Origin of the sequence: Pelagicoccus albus (genome assembly GCF_014230145.1) — a bacterium.
Lineage (GTDB): Bacteria > Verrucomicrobiota > Verrucomicrobiia > Opitutales > Opitutaceae > Pelagicoccus > Pelagicoccus albus.
In genome coordinates, this window is sequence record NZ_JACHVC010000012.1 from 938,725 (window position 1) to 962,359 (window position 23,635).

Annotated in this window: 23 protein-coding genes; 15 read left to right on the plus strand and 8 right to left on the minus strand. The window is 54.7% G+C overall.

Annotated elements, in window-relative coordinates:
* The first annotated feature begins 29 nt into the window (after positions 1–29).
* The 7 genes from H5P27_RS20110 to H5P27_RS13690 all read left to right on the plus strand — a co-directional run bounded on the left by H5P27_RS20110 (position 30) and on the right by H5P27_RS13690 (position 9,213).
* Positions 30–2,651, plus strand: a complete 2,622-nt coding sequence (locus H5P27_RS20110) for a tetratricopeptide repeat protein (RefSeq protein ID WP_185660958.1) — start codon at positions 30–32, stop codon at positions 2,649–2,651.
* On the plus strand, positions 2,648–3,439 hold the full coding sequence (locus tag H5P27_RS13665; protein WP_185660959.1) for a hypothetical protein: 792 nt from the start codon (positions 2,648–2,650) through the stop codon (positions 3,437–3,439). Before H5P27_RS20110 ends, H5P27_RS13665 begins: the two co-directional genes overlap by 4 nt.
* Positions 3,436–4,137 carry a MotA/TolQ/ExbB proton channel family protein gene (locus H5P27_RS13670; protein ID WP_185660960.1) on the plus strand — a complete coding sequence of 234 codons (702 nt, stop codon included), beginning with the start codon at positions 3,436–3,438 and terminating at the stop codon, positions 4,135–4,137. Before H5P27_RS13665 ends, H5P27_RS13670 begins: the two co-directional genes overlap by 4 nt.
* A gap of 36 nt (positions 4,138–4,173) precedes the next feature.
* Positions 4,174–4,737, plus strand: coding sequence for an RsmD family RNA methyltransferase (locus H5P27_RS13675; RefSeq protein ID WP_185660961.1), 564 nt, complete (start codon positions 4,174–4,176; stop codon positions 4,735–4,737).
* 406 nt (positions 4,738–5,143) lie between these two features.
* Positions 5,144–5,719, plus strand: coding sequence for a DUF4956 domain-containing protein (locus H5P27_RS13680; RefSeq protein ID WP_185660962.1), 576 nt, complete (start codon positions 5,144–5,146; stop codon positions 5,717–5,719).
* A 51-nt stretch (positions 5,720–5,770) separates the two neighbouring features.
* Positions 5,771–6,949, plus strand: coding sequence for a carbohydrate-binding domain-containing protein (locus H5P27_RS13685; RefSeq protein WP_185660963.1), 1,179 nt, complete (start codon positions 5,771–5,773; stop codon positions 6,947–6,949).
* Positions 6,950–7,143: 194 nt separating this feature from the next.
* Complete coding sequence (locus H5P27_RS13690) at positions 7,144–9,213, plus strand: elongation factor G (protein WP_221774710.1); 2,070 nt, start codon at positions 7,144–7,146, stop codon at positions 9,211–9,213.
* Between the two features lie 39 nt (positions 9,214–9,252).
* Here H5P27_RS13690 and H5P27_RS13695 read toward each other — a convergent pair whose 3' ends face one another.
* A complete protein-coding gene (locus H5P27_RS13695) occupies positions 9,253–9,963 on the minus strand; it encodes an RsmE family RNA methyltransferase (RefSeq protein WP_185660964.1) in 711 nt (236 codons plus the stop codon).
* An 83-nt stretch (positions 9,964–10,046) separates the two neighbouring features.
* Between H5P27_RS13695 and H5P27_RS13700 the strand changes: the two genes are divergently transcribed.
* From H5P27_RS13700 to H5P27_RS20115, 5 genes are all read left to right on the plus strand, one after another.
* Positions 10,047–11,438, plus strand: coding sequence for an extracellular solute-binding protein (locus H5P27_RS13700; RefSeq protein ID WP_185660965.1), 1,392 nt, complete (start codon positions 10,047–10,049; stop codon positions 11,436–11,438).
* Complete coding sequence (locus H5P27_RS13705) at positions 11,435–12,364, plus strand: carbohydrate ABC transporter permease (protein WP_185660966.1); 930 nt, start codon at positions 11,435–11,437, stop codon at positions 12,362–12,364. Before H5P27_RS13700 ends, H5P27_RS13705 begins: the two co-directional genes overlap by 4 nt.
* A 135-nt stretch (positions 12,365–12,499) precedes the next feature.
* A complete protein-coding gene (locus tag H5P27_RS13710; protein ID WP_185660967.1) occupies positions 12,500–12,871 on the plus strand; it encodes a GxxExxY protein in 372 nt (123 codons plus the stop codon).
* Between the two features lie 237 nt (positions 12,872–13,108).
* Complete coding sequence (locus H5P27_RS13715; RefSeq protein WP_185660968.1) at positions 13,109–13,951, plus strand: ABC transporter permease subunit; 843 nt, start codon at positions 13,109–13,111, stop codon at positions 13,949–13,951.
* A 353-nt stretch (positions 13,952–14,304) separates the two neighbouring features.
* The gene (locus tag H5P27_RS20115) at positions 14,305–15,105 is read left to right on the plus strand and encodes a CPBP family glutamic-type intramembrane protease (RefSeq protein WP_185660969.1); all 801 of its coding nucleotides are present in this window, start codon (positions 14,305–14,307) and stop codon (positions 15,103–15,105) included.
* A 9-nt stretch (positions 15,106–15,114) separates the two neighbouring features.
* Here H5P27_RS20115 and H5P27_RS13725 read toward each other — a convergent pair whose 3' ends face one another.
* The 3 genes from H5P27_RS13725 to H5P27_RS13735 all read right to left on the minus strand — a co-directional run bounded on the left by H5P27_RS13725 (position 15,115) and on the right by H5P27_RS13735 (position 18,660).
* Positions 15,115–17,067 carry a TRAP transporter large permease gene (locus tag H5P27_RS13725; protein ID WP_185660970.1) on the minus strand — a complete coding sequence of 651 codons (1,953 nt, stop codon included), beginning with the start codon at positions 17,065–17,067 and terminating at the stop codon, positions 15,115–15,117.
* Positions 17,068–17,248: 181 nt separating this feature from the next.
* Positions 17,249–18,004 carry an ABC transporter permease gene (locus H5P27_RS13730; RefSeq protein ID WP_221774711.1) on the minus strand — a complete coding sequence of 252 codons (756 nt, stop codon included), beginning with the start codon at positions 18,002–18,004 and terminating at the stop codon, positions 17,249–17,251.
* 32 nt (positions 18,005–18,036) lie between these two features.
* On the minus strand, positions 18,037–18,660 hold the full coding sequence (locus tag H5P27_RS13735; protein WP_221774712.1) for an ABC transporter ATP-binding protein: 624 nt from the start codon (positions 18,658–18,660) through the stop codon (positions 18,037–18,039).
* Between the two features lie 80 nt (positions 18,661–18,740).
* Between H5P27_RS13735 and H5P27_RS13740 the strand changes: the two genes are divergently transcribed.
* A complete protein-coding gene (locus H5P27_RS13740; RefSeq protein ID WP_185660971.1) occupies positions 18,741–19,784 on the plus strand; it encodes a Gfo/Idh/MocA family protein in 1,044 nt (347 codons plus the stop codon).
* A 63-nt stretch (positions 19,785–19,847) separates the two neighbouring features.
* Positions 19,848–20,579 carry a TonB family protein gene (locus H5P27_RS13745; protein WP_185660972.1) on the plus strand — a complete coding sequence of 244 codons (732 nt, stop codon included), beginning with the start codon at positions 19,848–19,850 and terminating at the stop codon, positions 20,577–20,579.
* On the opposite strand, the gene H5P27_RS13750 is transcribed toward H5P27_RS13745, so the two are convergent.
* From H5P27_RS13750 to H5P27_RS13760, 3 genes are all read right to left on the minus strand, one after another.
* The gene (locus H5P27_RS13750; RefSeq protein WP_185660973.1) at positions 20,576–21,202 is read right to left on the minus strand and encodes an RNA polymerase sigma factor; all 627 of its coding nucleotides are present in this window, start codon (positions 21,200–21,202) and stop codon (positions 20,576–20,578) included. The two genes, H5P27_RS13745 and H5P27_RS13750, sit on opposite strands and share 4 nt — an antisense overlap.
* A gap of 108 nt (positions 21,203–21,310) precedes the next feature.
* Positions 21,311–21,706: a hypothetical protein gene (locus H5P27_RS13755; protein WP_185660974.1), complete on the minus strand. Its 396-nt coding sequence runs from the start codon at positions 21,704–21,706 to the stop codon at positions 21,311–21,313.
* Between the two features lie 41 nt (positions 21,707–21,747).
* On the minus strand, positions 21,748–22,077 hold the full coding sequence (locus tag H5P27_RS13760) for a hypothetical protein (protein ID WP_185660975.1): 330 nt from the start codon (positions 22,075–22,077) through the stop codon (positions 21,748–21,750).
* Between the two features lie 261 nt (positions 22,078–22,338).
* Here H5P27_RS13760 and H5P27_RS13765 point away from each other — a divergent pair, with 261 nt between their 5' ends.
* A complete protein-coding gene (locus tag H5P27_RS13765; RefSeq protein WP_185660976.1) occupies positions 22,339–22,812 on the plus strand; it encodes a gamma-glutamylcyclotransferase family protein in 474 nt (157 codons plus the stop codon).
* 6 nt (positions 22,813–22,818) lie between these two features.
* On the opposite strand, the gene H5P27_RS13770 is transcribed toward H5P27_RS13765, so the two are convergent.
* Positions 22,819–23,631 carry an MBL fold metallo-hydrolase gene (locus tag H5P27_RS13770; RefSeq protein WP_185660977.1) on the minus strand — a complete coding sequence of 271 codons (813 nt, stop codon included), beginning with the start codon at positions 23,629–23,631 and terminating at the stop codon, positions 22,819–22,821.
* Positions 23,632–23,635: the final 4 nt, after the last annotated feature.

The window sequence follows — 23,635 nt, forward strand, 5'->3', positions numbered from 1 at the left end:
CCATCGGACTGCTTTGGGCGTGTTCAATAGTGCCCGCCTCCAAGCTCTTATCGCAAGGGATCGAGTACCGCACTCTGCCCGAACTGGTCACAGATGGCAGTGAGGCTTTATCGCGAGGCTTCTACCCACAAGCCGCCCAAGCCTTCAACGCCATCGTCGAAAATTACCAGGAGGAGCCGATCTGGCTTGAGGGTCAGCTTCCGGCACAAATCCTCCCCCTCGCCGGATTTTCTTCCTACAAATCGCAACTCCACCAGCAGGCCATTTTCGCCCTGGAAACGTACCTGGACTCCTACGCCTCTACCGCCGAAAACGATTCCTTCGTTCGCTACGTGCTGGCTTCAAGCCTGCTGTTGGACGGGCAATCGGATCTGGCTCGGACGAAGTTTGCAGAGCTCCGGGAGCAAGCAGGAGAAACGCCTCTACGGGACTTGGCCATCCTACAGGAGGCGCGCTTGTCGGATGCGAGCTCCGCCATTCCTCTGCTTGAAACCTTACTTGAATCTCCCGCTTCCAAACGCTTGGAAAGCTACGCTCGCCTACAGCTAATTTCCCTACAGCTCGAAGCGGAGAACTTAACCCAAGCCGCGGCTCTTCTGCTGGATAAACCCTGGCCTCTTTCTGAAATGGCCGAACTCGCCACCCTGAGCAGCCTAGCCGCCCAAGCGGGTGACGCGCTACTTGAAGCACTCCCAGCCCAAGCCCTTCAGGCCTACCAACTTGTCCTGCCAAAGGGCAAACTCGTATCCGCTCAGCGGGCACGAATAGAACGCCTGCAATCACAATACCAAAGCATCCGGCCAACGTTGACTACCGAGCAATCCATCTGGAGTGAACAATATCGATCCGCTCTCGGCAGCATGCAGGGGCAATTGGAAAACCTCGCCTCTTCCGAGGATTACCAAGACGCTATCGACCTGCGCAAAGCTCGCTGCTTCGCCCGCACCGGTCATCCCCTCGAGGCTTGGCTCTTGCTCGAAGCGATCGCCATCGGAGAATCTCCCCTCGCTCGCGAGGCTCATTTGGACTGGATCGACAACGCGCAAAAGATGCAGGCTTGGAACACCTCCGCACTTATCGCCCAACGCTTCATAGAACTGTATCCAGACGACAAGCGCGTACCAGTGACTTTGTTTCGGATCGCCTTGGCTCAAATTGAGCAATCGCATTTCGGGGAGGCGATCGCCTCGCTGCAAAAGGTTCTATCCAGCCAAAGCGAAAACCTCACCTCCCCGGCATTCTACTACATCGGCTACTCCTTCTACAATTTGCGTAAAACAACTCCCGCCATCGCCTCATTCCGCAAATGCGTCGAAGCCGCTCCGAACCTTCCTGTCGCCAAACAAGCTCGGCTGTGGATAGGCATCTGCCACTTCACCTCCAACAACACCAAGCAAGCCATCGCCACCTTTCGCGAAGTTCAACAGGACCCGAGTAGCGGAGCTTTGTATCCAGAAGCCGCCTACCGAGAAGCGGCTGCCCTGTTCGCCCAAGACGAACTCGTATCAGCAGAAGAGACCTTGCGTCGCTATTTGGACTCCTACCCCAGTCACGCCCGCGAAGCGGAGGTCCGTCTATTACTGGGCGATGTCCTCACGGAGCTGCGGAAGGAATCGGAAGCGATCAAAGTTTACCGCTCTGTCGAAACCGCAGATCCAGACCTAGCCTACTTCGCAAGCGACAAACTGGCTCTTCTGCTCTTGCAGGAAGGACAAAAACAACAAGCTCGCGAAGCCTTGATCGATTATCGCCAACGGGTGCAGATAGTTCCGCCAGCCCATATCGGATCCTTCACCGAGCTACTCGCAAACTGCAGCGAGGCTCCTCAAGCAGAGACCGAAGTCGCCAGAGCCATTTCAGACTACGGCAACAATCCCCAAGCAGTCGGAATCGTCGAGCTCCTTCAAATCCTTGCGGAACTTCCCAAAGAAGATCCCAAGCAACCCACTCTCGCCAGTCGGATCAGAGTAGCGAAAATCGAAGTCCTTCGCCAACATCGTCTGGCTTCCCAAGCCAAGTCCCTCGCCCTCAGCCTCGTCTCAGATTTCTCCATCGAGTCGCTAGGTCCCGCCGCGTTGCTGGAAGCGGGAAAAGCCCTTTCCGACATCGATTCCCAAGAAACCTCAAGCTACCTGCAGAGGACCCTAGAAGTTTATCCGGATTCTCGATACACCGACCCCGCCTTGCTCGCTCTTGCCCAAACATTCCACAAACAAGGCGACCCCAAACTCGCTTTAGCACACTTGGATCAGATGCTTTACCAATCAGCGGACAGCCTCAGCCTTCGTCTCGATTTACTAGTTACCTTGGAAAGCTTACCCGCCGCGAAAGAAACCGGCCTAGAGCTCCTCTCCGAGAGAACCGCGTCTCCCCAGCAAAAAGCTCATGCCCTTAACAGCCTTGGAACCATAGCCGAAGCGAACGGAGATCTAGAAACCGCTTACTCCTATCACCAGAGAGTTTTCACCCTTTACCGCGGCGAATCCCTGGAAGTCGCCAACGCCTATCGCAAGTGTATTCAGATATTGGAGAAACTAAATCGGGCATCCGACGCTCAAAAAGTCGCCCAAGAATTCCTCGCAGCGACCGACCTCAGCAATTGGCCCGATTACCAATCCACGATGGGTAGCTACCGCACAGACTCACCATGAAAGCTTCCTACCTATTTATTCTCCTAGGGTTGGTCTTGGGCCTATCAAGCCCGAGCTTCGCCGATAAAATTGTACTGGACTCAAATCAGACGCTAAGCGGAGAGCTGCTGGAAATCCAGGCTGGTTTCGTAACCCTGCGACAATGGGAAGACGGAGGTGAGATCATCCGCCGATTCCAGCCCGATTCTGTTACCAGCCTGATCTTCGAGGACCAAGATAAGCGGCTAGACCTAAGAGCCTTCCATCGAGCGAAATTCATCGAGCTGCTTAGCCCTTCAGACGCAGCCATTTTAACCCACTATCTGCGTAACCTGTATAAGAAGGGCCTATACTCGCAATGCCTCGCCCTAGCCAAGTCATGGCACCCAAAAAACAACTACAACGATCTCGATCAAGCCTACCGAAAACTGCTCATCCACGCTTCCTTGGCAGAGAGCCTAGAAGAGGAAGCTAAGCAACACGCCTTGTCATGGCTGCAAGCGGAAGAACTGAAACACTCCGACCCACTACCCTGGGAAGTGCTCGCCCGCTATTACCTCGAGCGAGAAGAGCCGGAAAAAGCGCTGTGGATCTCCTTGCGACCCATCGCTATGCAAAGCGGCGGCGACTCGGCTAAACTAGGCACCCTACGGGATATCGCAGCGACTTGCTACCAGCAGCTGGGCTACCCAGATCAATTCGACGAAAAATCCGAATCCCGCTCCGAAGCGAAGGCCATTCTCCTACCCTCCCTTCTTAAGGAAAACCTCACTTTCGAACAACTCTTGAAAACTCCCATACCTCAATGAAGCCTCGTTTCCTAACCACCCTCACCTTCCTTATCCTAGCCCCCACCCTTCAAGCTCAAGAAAGCTCTAGCTCGTCGCTTTGGGGCATGATCCAACAAGGTGGCTGGGCCATGTATCCACTCGCCGCCTGTTCCTTGGCATTGATCTACATCTCCATCCACTGCTTCCGCGAAACCCGAGCAAACAACTTCGCTCCACCGAGCTTGACGCGCGAACTAGAACAACAACTTGCGTCCGGAGACCTCCCATCCGCCCAAAGAACCGCCGGTACCTCAAGCACCGTCCTAGGTCGTTCCCTTGCAAACGCGCTTCCAAAGCTTTCAAATTCCGACACTGCAGAGAGGCTCGAGAAATTCGAAGACGAAATGAGCTCCCGCCTAAGCACCGAGGAGAACGCCATTGCCCAGTGGATACACTACCTCAGCGTAGTCGCCAACGTCGCCCCCATGATCGGATTGCTGGGGACGGTTAGCGGCATGATCGGAGGCTTCCAAACCATGGCCTCCGGAGGCATGGGCCGACCAGAACTCTTCGCCGGAGACATCGGCGAAGCTCTCATCACTACCGCAACCGGACTTTGCCTCGGCATCCCAGCCATGGTTGCCCACTCCATTTTAAATAACCGCCTGCAAACCGCGATGGAGCAAACGATCCGAAAAGCAGGGGATCTCGCCGAAACTTACTCAGAACACAATTAACTTCCCTAACCTCGGCCAAACCACCACCTTCCTTACATGCGTATTTCTGGAGGAAAAGCCCGCGGCGTTACGTTACGCGTCGACCAAAAAGCAGTTCACCGACCTGCCATGGACAAGCTTCGCCAAAGCATATTCTCCAGCGCCAACGCATGGGTGGAGCAAGCCCGCGTGCTCGACCTCTTCGCCGGCACCGGCTCCTACGGGCTAGAGGCCCTTAGCCGCGGCTCAGCCCACTGCACCTTCGTCGAGCTCAACGGTAGAGCGGTCACCATGATCAAGGCCAACGCCGAGATCGTCGCCAAAAGCATGAAGGAGAAACTGGATACACGCATTCTCAAAGGCGACGCCACTCGCTTCGAAAGCGCTCCGGAAGCCGCTCCCTTCGATCTCATCTTCGTCGACCCACCTTACGACCAGCTCGAGACTTTGACGCCCAAACTCTTCCCCATTTTCGATCAAATCCTTGCCCACGACGGGCTAGTCGTCTTCGAGGCCCCAGGCAACTTCGAACCCGCCGCCGAAGGCTGGACCCTCAAGAAGCGCCTCGGCAAAGGCACCGACCAACCCACCGCCTGCCTCCTCCGCCGAGCCGAGACGTAGGAGCGACCTCGGTCGCGATCCGGTTGCCATAATATCCAAGCACAAAAAGCACAAAGCTCACAAATAGGGAACCGATCTAAAGACGATCCCGCATCTTGTGCCTTCTGTGCCTCTTGTGGTTAAAAACAAAACCCGAAAGGAGCGAACTCGGTCGCGAGCAACCAAGCCGCCCCATCTACGCCCCTCTGGAGAGCTCCCTGTTTGCTTAGCTCATGAAAAGGAATCCCGTTTGGAGCGGAGAAAATACCTATCTGAGTGGTTCACCCCTTGGCAAATGGGATAAAATCTACAGTTCTAACACTGAAAGCGTCCAGCAGCCGGATTCGCGCGGTATCCAATTCACCGCAAGGAGAGCTCTGGATATGTGACGGGCTTCGCTCGCAACCATTCCCAACGAAATTCTTTTATGACCACGACTGATTTCCTATCACGCTTCGGCATCTTCTTCGCCGGAATCCTGATTCTGCTAAGAGGAATCTACTTCCGAAAAACGCCCGACAGAGAGACCTTTTTCGGATTTTTCCTGTTTGGAAACGGTGTCTTTCTAGTAACCTATTTTCTACATCATATCGACATGTCGATGGGCTTCGCGTTCGGGCTTTTCGCCGTTTTCGCTATGCTGCGTTATCGCACAGAGTCGATTTCCATCAAGGACATGACCTACCTTTTTGTGGTTATCGTCATCGCTCTCATCACCTCGGTATCGAGCCTGCAATACTGGGAAACCGGGTCGATTGTCGCCTTCATTTGCTTTATCTCATGGCTTGGGGAAACAACCATTTGCAAGCCGCGGCTCCTAGAATTTAAAGTCGCCTATGACCGTGTAGACAACCTCGCTCCCAGCAAGCGTCACGAGTTGCATCAAGACTTGGGAAACAGGCTAGGCCTCGATGTGCTGAAAACAGAGATCAACAAAATAGACTACCTGAATAACAGCGCTCAGCTAGTAGTCTTTTACTCGAACAATGAACAAAGCCACTAGTCCCACTTGAGCGAACAGCCAATACGAATTACCTAAGGATCCGACAGAGAAATGAGAAAAACCGTTATCACTCTAATATCAGCTATCAGCATCGCCGCAGGGGGTGGCCTGTATTTACTTTTTGGGGCAAGCCAAGAACCTTCGGAAATAGCCCTTCTTTCTCCGGAATCTTTCTTCTCTGATAGAGATCTCAGACAGGAACCCGACCTTGCTTCGGCAAGCGAACTTCCGCTGCAAAGCGGCCAATCGGCAACCATTAGCCAAGAGGGTGTTTACCTGCTTCGAGGGTCATATACCGAGACGACCATCGTGGTGGAAACGGACGACCAGGCGAAGGTCCAATTAGTACTGGACCAGCTCACAATCGAAAACGCCGAAAGCCCAGCCGTGTATGTGAAATCTGCCGACAAGGTCTTCATCACCACCCTCCCCGGAAAAAACAGCCTCTCGGTAACGGGAGAATTTGTCCCTTCGGATGATACCAACTTGGACAGCGTCATATTTTCTCGCTCAGATCTCACCCTCAACGGGCAAGGGCAGCTCGCAATTACCTCAAGCCAGGGAAACGGCATTTCAAGCAAGGATGACCTGAAAATTACCGGCGGCACCATGAACATTTATGCCTTAGAAGATGGCTTGGAGGCGAACGACTCGATCCGCATCGGTGGAGGCGCGATTACCATCGAATCCAAGAAGGATGCCCTTCATGCTGAGAATGACGACGATCCAAATTCTGGGTACATTTACGTCGGAGGGGGGAAATTGACTCTGAATGCTGCAGACGACGCCATGCGAGGCAGTATCTTGGTCAAAATCGACGACGGCTCGATCGACGTGATTGACTGTTCAGAAGGCATCGAAGCAACTCACGTCCAAATCAACGGAGGCGATATAAAGATATATTCGCGAGACGATGGTATCAACGCCACGAGAAAGGGACCTGGCCCCGTCATGATCGAAGTAAATGGCGGTAACATCGCCGTCAAGATGGCCGCTGGCGACACGGACGCCTTCGATTCAAACGGGGATCTCTACATTCGAGACGGCGTTATAGACGTCGAAGCCAGATCTGCCTTCGATGCAGATGGGACCTCGGAGATGACTGGTGGAAACGTGACGGTAAACGGAGAAGTCGTTACTGAAATCAAAAAGCAACGAGGAGGCCCTGGTGGCGGCTGGTGGGGCGGCGACGACCGAAAGAAGCACAAGCCGCACAATGAGGATTGGTAGTCTCGTTTGAGACTCTGAAACTTTCCTCCCGTCAACGCCTTCTCAGGCGTTGACCTGCACGTGTCTCCGCGCCACTTTAGCTCCAGCGGAGACACGTGCTGTCCGCACCCCCAAACAGCAGCCAACGTCTTTTGCCCCAAGAGAAGCCGAGCGGTCCAAAACGGGTCGCCCAACCCCAATACCCTAAAGACGCTATGAGCTATCCTCCCGATCGAATCCGCAACTTCGCCCTCGTCGGGCACCAGTCCGCTGGCAAAACCTCTCTGGCCGAGGCCATGCTGGCCTGCTCCGGAGTCATAACCCGTATGGGGACCACCGAGGCGGGCAATACGGTGAGCGACTACCACGCCACCGAAAAGGAGCGCCAGATCTCCGTGCACGCCTCCCTACTTCACTGCGACTGGCAAGGCATCAAGTATAACATCATCGATACCCCGGGCTACCTCGACTTTATCTCCGAAGGACTCGGGGCTCTTCGTGTCGGGGATTTCGCCATGGTGGTAGTCGACGCGGTTTCCGGTCCGGAGATCGGGACCGACCAAGTCTGGGAATACGCCAGCCAATTCCAATTGCCCAAGCTCATCGTAGTAAATGGCATCGATAAGGACAACGTCGACTTCGATCGCGTCCTCGCCGAGCTCCGCTCCCACTACGGCCGCAAGGTGTTCCCCATGACCTTGCCCATCGACCCAGGCCCAGGCTGCCGCCGCATCTTGGATGTCATGCGTAGCGAAGAGGTCGACTACGCAACCGATGGTTCGGGCAAATTCACCGAAACGCCGGCCGAAGGCGCCTGGAAGGATCGAGTCCGCAAGCTCCACGCAGAGCTGATCGAGCTGGTGGCCGAAGCGGACGACTCCCTCATGGAAGAATTTTTCGATCAAGGCGACCTCACCGAAGACCAGCTCCGCTCCGGAGTGCACGCCGCCATTCAGGCCGAAACCTTCATCCCGGTCTTCGCCACTTCGGCGACTACCGACGTGGGGGTGGCCCGCCTCATGGATCTGATTTCCAAATACGGCTCCTCCCCCTTGGATCGAAAAGTGGTTCCGGCCATCGACGAGGAGGGTCACCGAGGAGACATCGCCCTTAGCGACAGCTCGCCCGCCTGCTATATCTGGAAAACGATCTCCGAACCGCACGTTGGCGAACTCTCCTTCTGCCGCTTGTACTCCGGCTCCATTCATCCGAATATGGAGCTCTTCAACCCCTTTCACGGCACCACGGAAAAGATCGGCCAAATCTTCACCCTCCAAGGTCACGAGCGTCAGCCCACCGACGAAATCGGTCCGGGCGACATCGGCGTTATGGCCAAGCTAAAGGACACCCACACCGGTAACACATTGACCAGTCTGGAGCGAAAAGTCCGCCTGCCCGCGGTCAGTTATCCGAAGCCAAATATTCACGGCACCTTGATCGCCGTGCACAAGGGCGACGAAGATAAGCTCGCCGCCGGACTGGCCACCCTGCACGAAGAAGACCCAACCTTCCTTTTCGGATACAACACCGAAACCCACGAGCTCGTCGTATCCGGCCAAGGCGAGCTGCATCTCGAAGTGATAAAGTCCCGCCTAGCCCGTCGCTTTAACGTCGAGGTCGAGATCGTAGAGCCACGCGTCCCCTTCCGCGAAACCATCCAAATCCCCGCCGAAGCCAAATACCGCCACAAGAAACAGTCCGGGGGAGCGGGACAATTCGCCGAAGTCTGGCTTCGCATCCGCCCCACCGAACCGGGAGCAGGCGTCGATTTTGGCCATTCACTCACCGGCAACAATGTGGACCGCGTCTTCGTGCCCTCCGTGGAAAAAGGCGTGCACGCTGCTTGCGAGGCGGGCATCCACGCTGGCTATCCTGTCACGGATGTAGCAGTCGACTTTTACGACGGCAAAATGCACACCGTGGACTCGAAGGATATCGCCTTCCAGACTGCAGGCAAAGAAGCCTTCACCGAAGCCTTTAAACAGGCGCGGCCAATCCTGCTGGAGCCGATACTCTCTATCGAAGTCAAAGTTCCCGAGCCCTGCCTTGGCGATGTCATGAGCGATCTGTCTTCCCGACGTGGACACATTCACGGCATCGAGGGCGAAACCAAATACCGCACCATCAAGGCCGAGGTCCCTCAAATGGAAATGTACCGCTACGCCACTACACTGCGCTCGCTGACCGGCGGAATCGGCCTGCACAGCGAATCATTCGCCCGCTACGAACCTCTCCCCGCTAACCTAGAACCCCGTGTTCTAAAACAACCTGAGCTCGTATACTAGCTGGAACGACTTCGGTCGCGCCCCAGCCGCGATTAGCCCTCAGACTAATCGCTCCCTGACTAACGAGACCGCCGCAACTGTGGCGGTCTCCGTGCGTAAAACCCGCTCGCCCATTCCGACCAAGGTCCAACCAAGCCCGCGAAATAGCTCCCGCTCACCCGCAGTCCAGCCGCGTTCGCTGCCGATCGCCATTGCCACCGATCCGCCGATCGCCACCGATCCGAGTCGAGCCACGCCTTCGTAATTATCCAAGCAAAGCTTCGACTTCGCTCCTGAAGTCGTCCGCAAAGCTTCTTCCAGCGACACCCCCCAGGACACCTCCGGCATCCGCGTCGCGAACGCTTGAGCCACACCGGCCACCACATGCCGACGCCATTCGCCCGAACTCCAGAGCTTGGATTCGGCATAGCTGGGTTCACCTCGCTCCGTCGCCACGAAGCGAATACTTCGCACTCCCAAAGTCGTCGCTTCGTTCAAAATCTTCCGCATGGTCTGCGGACGGCTAAGGCCCACGATTAAGTCGATCGGCAACAAGTCCGACTCCTCCGAGCCCCACTCGAAACTCAACTCCAAGCCATCAGCAGAAACCGCCTGCACCGTGGCCTTGCCTTTGGGACCGTCGATCAAACCCACATCGAACTCATCCCCTACCTGTCGCCGCAAGACCTTGAGCACATGCTTCGCCCGTTCGTCCTCTAAGGACAAAAATCCGGCTTCCACTTCGCTGGGCTCGAGCAACACGATATTCATGCCTCCCATCCTCCGAAGCCGAAGCCAGAAACCAAACTAAAAATATCTGTGCAAAGCGGGTGCAACTGTGGTTAATAATCCCCGTGCCTTTTTCTGTCCCCCAACTCCGTGCGTCCGGAGCTCGGAAGCTCCTAGCCCTTGGCCTGGTCGCCGCGTCCACCCTTTTGCTTAGCGCTTGCTCACGTATCCAAAAGGACCGCACCGAAGACGGTCGTACCATCGTCACCCTTTGGACCAGCTGGGCCGGCACGGAGCGGGCAGGGATCGACGCGGTCGTGGAGGATTTTAACGCCTCGCAAAAGGAGATTTTCGTCCGCGCCCTCAACATCACAGACCCGCAAACTAAGATCATGCTGGCCACTGCCGGAGGGAATCCACCAGACATCGCCATCATGAACAACCAGTTCATCGCGGCCTACGCGGAAAACAACGCACTCACCCCGCTCGACGGCTTGTGCGAAGCGGCTGGCATTAGAGCCGATCAATACGTGCCGACCTTCTGGGAAACAGCAACCTATCGGGGTCGTATCTGGGCGCTGCCTCTGACCTGCTCCGTAACAACTCTACACTACAACAAGCAGATCTTTCGTGAGCTCGGACTAGAGGGCCCTCCTGAAACTATGGAGGAGCTGGAGCGTATCAACGATCTCGTTACGGAGAAACGGGAAGACGGCTCCTTGGAGCGTATCGGACATTTGCCGCTTGAGCCGGGCTGGTGGCGGCCGGAGTGGTCCAACTGGTTCGGACTGGGCTCCTACGACGGCGAAAGCCAAATGCTCTTCCAAGCGGAAGGTTGGCGAAAAGCGGCAGAATGGCTGGCTTCCTACCACCAACGCTTTGGCAAGGACGAGCTCATCAAGCTTCGCTCCGGCTTCGGTCGTTTCTCTTCGCCCCAAAACCCTTTCTTCGACGGAAAGGTCGCCATGATCCTGCAAGGGATCTGGATGAATCGCTTCATCGAAACCTTTGCCGACGAAGATTTTGAATACGGCTGCGCCCCTTTTCCCGCCTCAGCCGAGGCGGACATTCCCTACTTCGCCATCGCCGACGCGGACCTCGCCGTTATCCCCAAAGGAGCCGACCACTTGGAAGAGGCCTTCGCCTTCATCAAATTCCTATCCAGCCGTCCAGAGCTGGAGAAGCTCGCACTCGCCCATGGAAAGATGACCTCTCTCAAAGAAGTGTCTCCAGAATTCTACGACAAACACGACCACCCCTACCTGCAGGTCTTCCTGGACGTTGCCAACTCAGGCTACGCCAAAGCCCGCCCCCAACTTCCGCACTACCAAAACTATTTCACCGACACCAATGAGACCGTTAACTCCCTGCTTTACGGACTCGTCTCGCCAGATGAGGGTCTCACCCAAATCCAAGACCGTCAGCAAAAGGCCCTCGACAAAAAGCAGCTCCGCTGGAGCCGCGTAAACGAAAGCTACCAAGCACTCTGGCAAGAGGAGATCGACGAAACCAAATGACTCGTACCGAAAAACGCAACTTGGCCAAAGGGCTTCTCTTCATAAGTCCTTGGATACTGGGCTTTCTGGCTTTCGCGCTCTACCCCTTGATCGCTACGATCTACTTTTCGTTCACGGACTACTCTGTTCTCGCTCCACCAGTACCGATCGGGACTGAAAACTACGCGGAACTCGCGGCTGACGGAAATTTCATGAAGGCGGTCTTCAACACGATCTTCTTCGCCGCCATCTCGGTTCCACTCAACACTGCTCTGGCCTGTTTCCTCGCCATTCTTCTCAACTTCAACGTGCTCGGAAAAAGCTTTTTCCGCACCGCCTTTTTCCTCCCTTCGCTCGTACCGATGGTCTGCCTCGGCGTGATTTGGCGCTGGCTGCTCAATGGTGAGGTTGGTCTCGTGAATCAAGCCATCGGCCCCTTCGCGGACTTCGCCAATATGATCCTCGGCACCTCTTTTGATACTCCCGCTTGGCTGGAGGATCCTTCCTTCACCAAGCTCGGCCTCGTAGTCGCCAGCGTCTGGGGTCTCGGGCACGCCATGGTGATTTTCCTCGCTGGCCTGCAAGAGGCTCCCGTCGAGCTTTACGAAGCAGCCGAACTCGATGGAGCGGGCTTCTGGTCCAAGCTCCGTCACGTAACCATCCCCATGGTCTCTCCTTACATCCTCTTCAACCTGATCATGGGCTTCATCGCCGCCTTCCAAGTGTTCGCCGTGCCCTTTGTCATGATGGACGGCGTCAACGAACCGCCGGGTGGCCCCGGGGGCTCCATGCTTTTTGCCGCTACCTACATTTACCTGAAAGCCTTCCAAGACTGGGAAATGGGATACGCCTGCGCCATGGCTCTCATCTTCTTCGTTCTCGTGGTCACTCTGACCATCACCCTCATGAAAATCTCCGAACGCCGCGTCCACTACGCCGGCAAGTAAACGTATCTAGATTTTAACCACAAGAAGCACAGAACTCACAAAAGCCATACCGACAATAGCCAAGCCAGCACACAACCCGATCTTTTGTGACCCTTGTGCCTTCTGTGGTTAAAGAATATCCAAACCCAACCTCGAATGACCCCTCAAATCCAACTCCTCACCGATACCATCCGCCAAACATCCTACGACCTGCATACCTACCTAAGAAACGGACTACTTGAGAAGGTATACGAGAATGGACTTGCGAATCGACTTAGAAAGCAAGGCCTCAACGTTAAGCAACAACACCCGATTTCCGTCCGCGACGAGGATGGAACAGTTCTCGGAGAATACTTCGCGGACCTATACGTCGAAGGACAAATCATCGTCGAACTGAAAACAGCAAAAAACCTAGCAGACGAACACATCGCACAAGTACTCGCCTACCTCAGAGCAACCGGGCTTCAACACGGAGTCCTCGTAAACTTCGGTTCTCCCAAGCTCCAAATAAAGAAACTAATTCTTTAAATCTTAACCACAAAAAGCACAGAAAACACACATCAGTTAGCCCCATTACACCCCTTTCAACCCGATCTTTTGTGACTCTTGTGCCTTCTGTGGTTAAGCAGAAACTCAGTAGTTAGATTTCAAACACAAGAAGCACAGAATCCACAAAAGTCATTCAAAGAAAGTATGCCATTCCACAACCCGATCAGCTTTGTGAACGTTGCGCCCCTTGTGGTTAACTAAAATCTCTTCATCGCCGTGCCCACCCACACTCTCAGTCCATTCGGCAAGATACTGCTTTACCTCTTGCTCATTCTCTTCGCCATCCAGTTCGCCGCCCCATTCGCCTGGATGATCTCCACCGCCTTCAAACCGCTCGAAGAGACCATGGCCCTACCGCCGGTCTGGATCCCCTCGGAGTGGAAATGGGAAAACTTCACCGATGCCATCGCGTCGATGGGCAATTTCTGGCGTTACGCAGGCAATACCATTTACGTCGCTCTCCTCTCCGTAATCGGATCCGTCCTCTCCAGCTCGCTGGCAGCCTACGGCTTCTCCCGCATCGATTGGCCCGGCCGCGACAAAGTATTCTACCTCTGTATCGCCACCATGATGATCCCCTTTCCCGTCATTATGGTCCCCACCTACTCCCTATTTCGCGAGCTGGAATGGATCGGCACTTTCAAGACCCTCTACGTCCCCTTTTTCCTCGGCAATGCCTTCAATATCTTCCTGCTTCGCCAATTCTTCCTCGGCATTCCCAAGTCGATTACGGAAGCGGCCCGCATCGATGGCTGCAGCGAGTTTCGTATCTTCTGGCAGATCATTCTCCCGCTCAGCAAATCCGCCCTCCTCGTGATTGCCCTCTTCACCTTCATGCACAGCTGGAACGACTTTTTCGCTCCCTTCATCTTCATTAACGATCAGGACAACTATACCCTAGCCTTGGGCTTGCAGGCTTTCCAGTCCCGCCAGGGCGGCACCGAATGGCACTACCTGATGGCGGCCAGCACCTTGATTATCCTACCGCTGATCGTGCTCTTCTTCTTCACCCAGAAGACCTTTATCCAAGGCATCACGGCGACCGGATCCAAAGGATAAGCTGGCTAGAGTAGACCAGAGAGACACACAGCTCAGCTTCGACTGGAAAGAGACCTATCCCAAGCACGTTCACGCCAAATCCGGTTCAATCCGCAAGCAGATTCATTTTGTGGCTCTTGTGCATTGTGTGGTTAATAAAAAACCAGGAGCTCTTGTTTCAGACCACAAGAAGCACAGAAATCACAAAACGCTGCGGCTCCAAAACCACACACTCCGCAACATGAACGACCTGAGGTTCCTTGTGTCAGCTCTGCTCAGTTTTCTCATTTTCGGATTAATTTCCAAGTCGCCACCTAACTGTCCGATTTTCCGTAGTTGCGCCTACGTAAGGTTTCCGACACAAGCAGCTACCAGTGAATCCAGAAACCTCTCCAAACCCTCCTTCAGACTTAGCATCGGACTCCCCAGCCGAATCACTTGAAACGCCCCCAGAAGCAAAGCCACTTCCCAGAGCCAGCCACGCCTTCTGGTGGATGCTAGTGATCAGCCTCCTCTACGGGGTGGCCTCCTCCTTATACGGATTCGGCTACGCGATTTATGCCACATTCAAGGGCGTCGAAGAGTCCGAGCTCAGTCAGCAGCTACTGCAGCATCTCTCTACTTTGGATGGGATTTCAGGCATGTACGTTCTCCAATTTGTGGCAGTCATCCCAGTGCTCCTAATCCTTTCGCATTTCAAAACGCAAAGCTGGAAAGAGACGCTCGCCCTCAAAAAGACACCCCTGAAAGTCATCCTACTCTGGATCGGATATTGGGCCGCCTACCAAGTGGTGGCCACCATCGTGAGCGAGTTCATCACACTCCCGGAAAATCCATTCGACGAAACCATGCTGGGCCCCAAGAGCCTTCTAACCATACTCGTGGTCATAGGATTAGCCCCAATCATGGAGGAGCTGATCTTTCGCGGCTACCTCTTCAAGGCATGGAGACCGACGTGGCTCGGGTCACACGGAGTCGTGATTCTGACCAGCTTCCTTTTCGCCTGTATTCACATTGGCCAATACCATTGGATCGTTTTGCTGCAGCTCATGCTATTGGCCATGATAATCGGCTACGCTCGGGAGAAGACCGGCTCGCTGATTCCCTGCATCGCCATCCACGCCACCAACAACCTCTACGCTCTCGTAGCTATTTCGCTCTTCCCAGAGGGCTGAGGGGCAGGTTTACCTGCTCAGGAGAGTATCAGGCAGCCAAGTGGTCAACGTTGGCCAATAGGTTATCGCCAAGACGCCCACTACGAACACGACCAACATCGGAAGAGCCGCTCGGATCACCATGCTCATCGGCTTCTCGAAGCGATAGCTGGCTAGGAAGAGATTCATACCGATCGGGGGCGTGATGTAGCCGAGTTGCAGATTGGCGAGGAAGATGATCCCGAGGTGAACCGGATCGATCCCAAACGCCGCTCCTAAGGGTACGATCAGCGGAACGATCACAATGATGGCGGAGAAAATATCCATCAGGCAGCCCACCACGATCAGGAAGAGATTGAGCAACAACAAGAAGACCAGCGGAGACTCGATATTCGCCGTAGCCCACTCGACCAGCCGATCCGGAATCATTTCGGTAACCAGATAGTTGGTGAACCCCATCGCCACGCCGAGAATGAGCAAAACTCCACCCACCAGTAGACCGCACTCGGCCATCACTCCGGGCAATTCGCCAAAGACCGAAACTTTGCGAATCTTCTTCGCATCGATCAGGTACAAAACCATGGCGTAAAATGCCGAAACCGCGGCTGCCTCAACTGGAGTCGCGTAACCGCTAAACAGCGTTACCAAGGCGACCACGGGAAGTAGCATTTCCCCCATCGCTCCCCAAGCCGCGGAAAAGAGCTCCTTGATCCAGGCGGAAAAAGAGAAGGGACGCTCGCCCGGCGGAGCGACACGCGTTGGCTGACGCAATACTCCGTAACCGATCGTCAAAACGAGCAGCAAGGTTCCGGGCAACAAACCGCCAAGGAAAATCTCCTCCAGCGAAATGCTCACGCGAGCCGCCGAGGCAACCACGCTGTAGAGGATCAAAGGCAAACAGGGCGGAAAAAGCACGCCCAGCGAACCGGCTCCCGTTAGCAGGCCAATGCTGCGACGATCGTCGTAACCTGCGGATTTGAGAACCGGCATTAACAGACCGCCAAGAGCCAAGATCGTTACGCCGCTCGCGCCCGTGAAAACGGTGAAAAAGGTGCAGACCAGAACCGTTACGATCGCCGGTCCGCCACGCACTCTGCCAAACATGGCATTGATAAGCCGGATCAAGCGCTTGGAGGAATTGCCTTGGGCCAAGAGATAACCGGCCAAGGTGAAAAGCGGCAAAGTGACCAACATCGGGCTCTTCACCAAATCGTAGAGATTCAACGCCAGGATCGGCCCAACCTCTTCCGGGTAGTAGCCACCCCAGCCCCAAAAGAGAACCAAAGCCGCTCCCGCCAAAGTCACGAAAATCGGAGCGCCAAGCACCGTTGCGACCAAGACCAAAGAGAGCAGCGGCCAAACGAAGCCTTCCACTTCGTCGAACTCGTAAAACCCGAAGTAGAACAAAGCAGCCGTAACGACGACTGGGATAACCCGGTGCCACCAGCGATCTCCTGCCATCCAAGCCAGACGCAGAGCCAAGGCAAAAAAGCCAGCGGGCAATACGAGCTTGGCCACCCAGAGGGGGACTCCGGGGAATAGCTCCGTTTCCAGATCGCTGAATTCTCCAAAGACATAGCCATAGCTACCCGCGCACAGCGCCGCAGCCACAAAGGTGGCGACCGAGCTGCTGATTACTTTAGCCGCAAGCGCATAGCCAGGCTTCAGGTAGGCCGTGAAGGTGGATAGCGAGAGCAGCCGGCCCTCACGCGAAGCGATCACTCCACCCATCATGGCCACGAAAAGGACCAAGTGTTGCTGGATTCCAGAGTTGCCTGAGATGCCTGTTTCGAACTGCCGGAGAACAATTTCCGCCAAGGGGAGAAGCATCATAGCTCCGAGAGCCAAGGCGATGGACCCGTTTTCAATCAGCTTGAAAAACGAGGTGGCAGGGCTTTCCCACCAGTGGCTCCGCTTAGGTTTGCTTTCCTTGAATTCGAGTTCTTCCGACACACACCCCATGCAACCGAGAGGTTTTGCCAAAGCAAGGGGAAAGAAATGGTAGGAGCAACCTTGGTCGCGATCCTCACCCCAAGATCCCGGAAACCTTCAACCAACCACAGAAAACACAAGAGGCGCAAACACACTCAAAGCCTAAACCAATGCAGGATTTTGATCCTTCTGTGCCTCTTGTGGTTAAAATAAATCCCCCCTGCGGCCCAGCTTACCGCAACCTTTCCAACCGCAGGCGTTGCCGTTCGTCGAAGAGCTGCCCCTTGAGCAAGCGGATTGCCACCGACATCCCGAAACCGCAGCCACCCGCGATCATGAACCAAATCACGATTTGGTACTCAACCGCTTCCGAGGGCGACGCTCCCGCCAAGATCTGCCCCGTCATCATCCCAGGCAGCGATACGATCCCCGCCGTAGCCATCGAATTAATCACAGGCGTCATACCGGATCGAATACAGTCCCGAGCATAACCGCCTATTGCCTCCTGCGAGCTTTGGCCCAAAGCCAAGCGCTGCTCGATCACGTTTCGGTTCGAGTAAATCGCATCGGTAAGTCGATCCATGCCCAGACTGATGGCATTCATCGTATTGCTGATGATCATGCCCAAGATCGGGATCACATACTGCGGCGCATACCAAGGGTCGGGACGAACGACCACCATCAGTCCGTAGACTGAAATCGCGAAAGAGGAAACAAAGAGAGTCGAAGCTCCCAGACGCCAACTTCGCCAACCGCTCAAACGGCGCTTTTGGCGAGCGAGAATTTCCCTCGAAGCCACCGTGAGCATCACCAAGGCCATCAAAGCCACCAACCACGGCCGACCCTCCTGAAATAGAAATCTCAATACATAACCAACTAGGGTTAGCTGGATCATCATCCGACCTCCCGCGACTAGCAAAGCCCCGGAAATCCCCAGCTTCATTCCGCGAAACAACAGAGCCAAGGCCACCGCTAGCCCCGCGGCCAAGGCAAGGTCCCAATAGCTTAGATCAATCGTATTTACGTGACCACCTCCAGTTTCTTGCCTGCCATGCGATAAACTTTACTTCCCAATCTACGAGCTTGAGAGTCATCATGCGTGACCCAAATTGCGGCAGCTTGGTTTTCCTCCAGGTACTCAAGCAGCAGGGCCTCCACCGCGACGCTTGTTTCGGAATCGAGGTTGGAAGTCGGTTCATCGAGCAAGAGAACTCGCGGCTCCCGATCCAACATACGCAGCAAACCGAGACGTTGCCGTTCTCCCATCGACAAGCGAGACACCTCCCAATCCAAGCAATCGGAAGCGAGTCCCAAGCGCTGTAGTCGTTCCTCGGGTACAGTTTTATCGAAATGATCTCCAACTCGATCCACCCACCAAAGAGCTTCAGCGGACAGGAAACAAACCGAGCGCCTCCAGTCAGTAGGCGAAAACTCGCTGCATGCTACACCCTCGAGAAAAGCCTCCCCTTCTCGTGGAATCAAATCCGCCACCGCTCGCAAAAGAAGCGATTTGCCGGAACCGGACTGCCCTTGGATCGCAACGATCTCTCCCGCAGCCATTTCTAGCTCGATCTCCTCCCAATCCAAAAACTTCAAGCCCTGTACGCGAAGCATCCGCACAACGAAGCGGAATGCTACCGCCAAGACAAGCGACTAGGAATCTCACCAACCCACTGAGGCAATTTTTCCTTCCCCCCAAAGCCTCCGCCATTCAGCCTGAAACCATGCCTACTCGCATCGCACTTGTCGGAGCCAACTATGGAGCTACCCTCGCATCTGGATTCGCAGATCTTGAAAACGCTAAATTGGTAGCCATCGCAGACCCAGACCCCAAGACCCTTGCCCAAGCAGCTGAGTCGCTGGGAGTCGACAAGACATTCGAATCTCTTGACGAACTCCTGCAGACCGTAGAACTCGACGCTCTGATCGTAGCGAGCCCGACCTATCTACACGAGCGGCATGTCGGAGCAGCCTTCGATCTGGGATTACACGTCCTCTGCGCTTCTCCTGTTGGCGTTCGCGGCAGCGAGGTCTCCCACATAGTCACCTCTGCCGGTTTAGTCGGGAAGATTTTCATGTGGGCTAATCCGCTTCGTTTCGACCCGCGCGTATCCATCGCTCAAGGTCTCGTCGAAGCCGGCCAAGTCGGCGAACCGACCAATGGCAAAGCGAGCATCCTAGTCGCCGACTGGGAATTCCCGGCCGACAGCTGGCGACTAGAGCGCGATCTGGGAGGAGGAGCCCTGCTCGAAGTAGGAACGCAAACGCTGGACGCCCTTTGGTTCGCCATGGGAGCGCCGGATCCCATCGAAGCGCTCGGCTCTCGCTACGATACCTTTTCCGCCCCTTTCGCTTCAGATTTGGAGCATCCCGCAGAGGATACTTTCTGCGGCGTGGTGCGCTTCAAAAACGGAGCCAGCCTACAGATAGAAGCCCAGCTAAAGGCTGCCTTACCTGCAGGCGAATCCCAACAGGTGATCGGTTTCACCGCCACGAGGGGAAGCATTGACGTATCCGCAGGGCAACGACGCGATCAGGACGGAACAAGCTACGACTACGCAAAATCCTCTTGCTCGTCCTCCCAGCTCAGAGCCCTAGCCGTTTCTTTTCTGCAAGCGATCGAGACGGGAGAGGAACCAGCCGCAAACGGGAAACAAGCGCTCGCTTTCCATAAAATGATAGACGCCCTGCTCACCTCCTCCCGAGAGAAGGAAGCGGTATCCATAAAAGTGGAGCGGACTTTGGACGACCTTTTCGGGGGTCTGTAATCACCCTCTGCAAGTCCTTGAAGTAAACGGGCAAGAATCGGTGTTTAACTAATTAGACAAGCCATGAAACGCAGTCTTCTGATAACCGCCATCTCTTTACTTTACACCGTTTGGCTTCCTGTGGGCAAAGCTGCCGAGCTGGAAAACGACCGCGTCAAAGAGGTTAGTGTAATAGATCAAACCAAAGCACGTTTTCCGGGGGCGATGAGAGTAGTCGGGATCGAAGAAGGTTTTGTATCGGTGGCGGTTTTAGTGGATGAAGAAGGAAATGTTTCCGACACCCTCGTATTGGAAAGTACCGGTTCCGCCTTCACCAACTCTGCCTTGAAAGCGATCGAAGAATGGAGCTTTCGCCCCGCGCAACTGCAAGGCTCCACCGTCCCGTCGTCCGCCAAACTCGACTTCGATTTCCGACTGGACGAAGAGCTTCGGTGGCAGATCCAAGCTCCCGCCCAAGCGGACATCACGCACACAACTCTATCCGAGGACCCCATCAGCTTTACCCCTTTCGACGAACTGGACCGCATCCCCCTTCCCATTCGAATTACAGAGCCAAATAGCTTCCGTTCCGGCTCGGCTACCATCGAATTTTACATCGACGAAACTGGTTCCGTTCGCTGCCCGAGCGTGATCTCGAGCCCTAGTCTAAATTTAGGTCGCGAACTTGTGGATACAGTTGTGGGTTGGTCCTTTGAAATCCCCTTGAAATCGGGTCGGCCTACCAACACTCGCGTGCGCCAAACCTTCGCCTGCAAAGACGGCAAGCTCTCGAGCGCCTCAAACGGCAACGACTAGCCCGTCTCTTCGCCCCAAATGTCGCTCGAGGGACCGATCTTGCTACTGAGCATCGCTTTCAGAGCCTTGCGAGCGCGGTAAAGTCGCGTCTCTACTCCTTTCACCGAGCAAGACACGATTTCGCCCACCTCTTTGTAGCTCAAACCTTCGTATTGATAGAGGATCAAAGTCGTCCTTAAATCATGCGGAAGCTTGGCGATAGCATCCTTTACGAGCTCAACTCGCTCCTTCCCTAAGACCTGCCTGTCGGGCTGGCTCGAGGAAGAGAGATCGACCAAAGGGTGAATCTTCAAATCGGAGTCGTTCCATTCCTCCCGCAAATTCTCTTTGCCAAACGCCGGGTGGCGCCTCTTCCACCGTTCGTAGTTCTTGCAGAGATTGGACAGCGAGGTGAACGCCCACGCCGAAAAATTGGTACCTTCCTTGAATCGCTTCCGGTTCTTGTAGATTCGTACAAAAAGCTCTTCCACGAGATCACGGGCATCCTCTCGGTTTTGAACGTAGCGGAAAGCGAAACTGAGAAACGGACGCTGCCAACGGTCGATCAATTCGTTCAATGCAGCGTCACGACCATTGCGTAGCTCTTCGAGCAACACTAGATCAGTGTCATTATTGGAGGGCATCTGGGTGGGGGTAAGGGGTAAAAGAAAACAGAAAACCAGCGTCCGTAGTTCCGCCCAAATATTAGATTATGACAAGCCTTAGTTTAGCCATAAAGCAGACTATTCAGTCTAGTTTGTCTGCAGGAGAGACAAATATCGGCGTCTCTGATCGAGGGTCATCACTCCACCCACGGAGGCTATGAGCTCTTTAGTAGATTCCGCGCATGCCTCGTCCACGTCTCGTTTGGCTAGGACGTAATTCCGGATCGCCATGTAGTCGACGTACCCTTCCGCAACTCGTTTTGCCTCCATCTCCCGGAGCGAATTTTCCAACTCCCTCACCCGCTTCGACAGCGCTCGGATATCGCTTTCGCGTTCCTCGTGGAGCTGGCGAATTCTGGCATACTGAGCGTCTGACAAGTCCAACTCTCTTCGCATCCAATCAAGCTCCAAGCGAGATCCGGAATGAAATGGCTGAGGGGCATAGGCACCGTAGTAGGAGAAGTGGGCTATTGCTCCACTCACGAGTCCTAAGATCAACACTGACAAAGCCTTCCACATCGCTCCTAATACCCTCTATCAGCTTCTTCCAGCAGCGGATCCACAACCTCCCGGTAAGCTTTAATGATCTGGTCACTACGCTCCAACTCTCTGTGGGCCACTCGAAATTCCGCCGCGAGAAGACCTGCCAATACGCAGGTCACGACGAAGACAGTCGCATAAATCGGACGACCCAAAACCGCTTGGATTAGCCCCAGAAATCCAGGCAAATTATCCGCATCCTTGTTATCCGCCGCCAGTCGAGACCATACCCTTGAGGACAGTCGCGGATGATCCACATCTACCTCTTTCCAGAGATCCAAAGCCTCCTCAAGTTCCTTGTCGTCCTTGTCCATCAACGATCATTCAAAATGTAAAACCACACAAAACCAGAATACCCGGATTTCACCGTTCTAAAACGGATAAAAACTTACTCTCACGATAGTACAACACCTGTAGGTTCCAGTCCACTTCGAAGAAAGAGTCTAAAAAGCAACAACTTCTCCGGCACCAGTTCCTACATTTGGCGAATTGATTACTCGTAGGGAGCACGCTTACTCGCATATGTATGCTACCAGAAATTCCTCAGCCCCCGCAAACCGATCCCTCCCAATCAAATGGATACCCAATTTCTATTCGCCTACGGCACCCTTAAAAGCGACCAGCCAGAACACTCCATCCATTGCGTGCCTCCCCTCTCAGTCGAGCCAGCAAAAGCGCTCGGGAGCTTGTGGAGACTGAGGGAAGGTTACCCCATCCTTCAAGTCGATCCGGAGCAAGCTATCGTAGACGCTTCCTTGGATACAAAAGAGGACTGGATGACCGCCCTAGAATTCTCTCACATGCATGATCCAGTCGCGAGCGACCAAGGCTATATCGAGGGCGAACTTTTCGAATACCCGCTGGAACCCGGCTCTTTGCGGAAAATGGACGAATGGGAAAATTTCATTCCCGGCGTCAAAAGCGCCTATCAGAGACGCGTCATCTGGGTAAAAGATTCAGCCGGCAAAGACCGAATCGCGTGGGCCTACATTTGCTATTCACCACCTAATTGGGCAGTGCTGCTCAATTCGAACTCCTGGCCGGAATAAGCGTGATCAGAACCAGTAGGGTAAACGCCATCGCCAAGGTTGCCCTTTCGCCGCTTCGATAAAGCGATCCGCTGGCTCGCGTACCGTCTCCAAGCTCAAGCGATAGGTACCGAAATGAAACGGTATCACCTCCTTCGCACCCAAATCGCACGCCGCTTGGCAGGCTTCCTCTGGGTTCATATGCCGCTTTTGCAGAAACCATTGCGGCGAGTAGGCTCCAATGGGCAACAGGGCCACGTCTATGTTCCGACTTAGTCCAACTTCGCGAAAATGCGGCCCATAAGCGCTGTCTCCCGTCACGTAAACAGCCCGCGTCCCATCACTCAGTACGAAACCGCAGGCTACGTAGCCCCTTTGCCATGGGTATCGCCAACCGCCGTGCTTCGCCGCCACAACATCTACGGTCAACCCTCCGATAGAAAATTGATCCCCCATCGCCAAGCCCCTGCTACACTTTTTTAAATCACGCGACAGGAAGCCGATCGTTTTGCGAGGGATAAATATCTTTTCCGGAGCTAGCCGCCTTAATGTACCGCTATCCAAATGATCCATATGCCCATGGCTAATCAGAGCGGCGTCTAAGCCTTCTAGCTTACTCAGATCGGGAATTGGCAAACGACGCGGCATCAGTCCTAACCATTTCTTGAATACAGGATCCACAACTATACTCAACCCTCGCCAACGGATCAGGAAACACGCATGACCCAGCCACGCGATCCAAGGGATCTCTGGCTCAATATCATCCCAAGTGATAGGGCTTGCATGACCCAGCCTCTCCATGTCCTCCACACCGGAGACGACTTTCCAATTCTTAGCCATCGCT

Excerpts from the sequence above, each read along its gene's own strand:
- H5P27_RS13670 (WP_185660960.1), top strand. The coding sequence starts at position 3,436 with ATGAAGCCTCGTTTCCTAACCACCCTCACCTTCCTTATCCTAGCCCCC.
- H5P27_RS13710 (WP_185660967.1), top strand. The coding sequence starts at position 12,500 with ATGACCCCTCAAATCCAACTCCTCACCGATACCATCCGCCAAACATCC.
- H5P27_RS13675 (WP_185660961.1), top strand. The coding sequence starts at position 4,174 with ATGCGTATTTCTGGAGGAAAAGCCCGCGGCGTTACGTTACGCGTCGAC.
- H5P27_RS13705 (WP_185660966.1), top strand. The coding sequence starts at position 11,435 with ATGACTCGTACCGAAAAACGCAACTTGGCCAAAGGGCTTCTCTTCATA.
- H5P27_RS13740 (WP_185660971.1), top strand. The coding sequence starts at position 18,741 with ATGCCTACTCGCATCGCACTTGTCGGAGCCAACTATGGAGCTACCCTC.
- H5P27_RS13680 (WP_185660962.1), top strand. The coding sequence starts at position 5,144 with ATGACCACGACTGATTTCCTATCACGCTTCGGCATCTTCTTCGCCGGA.
- H5P27_RS13685 (WP_185660963.1), top strand. The coding sequence starts at position 5,771 with ATGAGAAAAACCGTTATCACTCTAATATCAGCTATCAGCATCGCCGCA.
- H5P27_RS13665 (WP_185660959.1), top strand. The coding sequence starts at position 2,648 with ATGAAAGCTTCCTACCTATTTATTCTCCTAGGGTTGGTCTTGGGCCTA.
- H5P27_RS13765 (WP_185660976.1), top strand. The coding sequence starts at position 22,339 with ATGGATACCCAATTTCTATTCGCCTACGGCACCCTTAAAAGCGACCAG.
- H5P27_RS13690 (WP_221774710.1), top strand. The coding sequence starts at position 7,144 with ATGAGCTATCCTCCCGATCGAATCCGCAACTTCGCCCTCGTCGGGCAC.
- H5P27_RS13760 (WP_185660975.1), bottom strand. The coding sequence starts at position 22,077 with ATGGACAAGGACGACAAGGAACTTGAGGAGGCTTTGGATCTCTGGAAA.
- H5P27_RS13695 (WP_185660964.1), bottom strand. The coding sequence starts at position 9,963 with ATGAATATCGTGTTGCTCGAGCCCAGCGAAGTGGAAGCCGGATTTTTG.
- H5P27_RS13745 (WP_185660972.1), top strand. The coding sequence starts at position 19,848 with ATGAAACGCAGTCTTCTGATAACCGCCATCTCTTTACTTTACACCGTT.
- H5P27_RS13750 (WP_185660973.1), bottom strand. The coding sequence starts at position 21,202 with ATGCCCTCCAATAATGACACTGATCTAGTGTTGCTCGAAGAGCTACGC.
- H5P27_RS13770 (WP_185660977.1), bottom strand. The coding sequence starts at position 23,631 with ATGGCTAAGAATTGGAAAGTCGTCTCCGGTGTGGAGGACATGGAGAGG.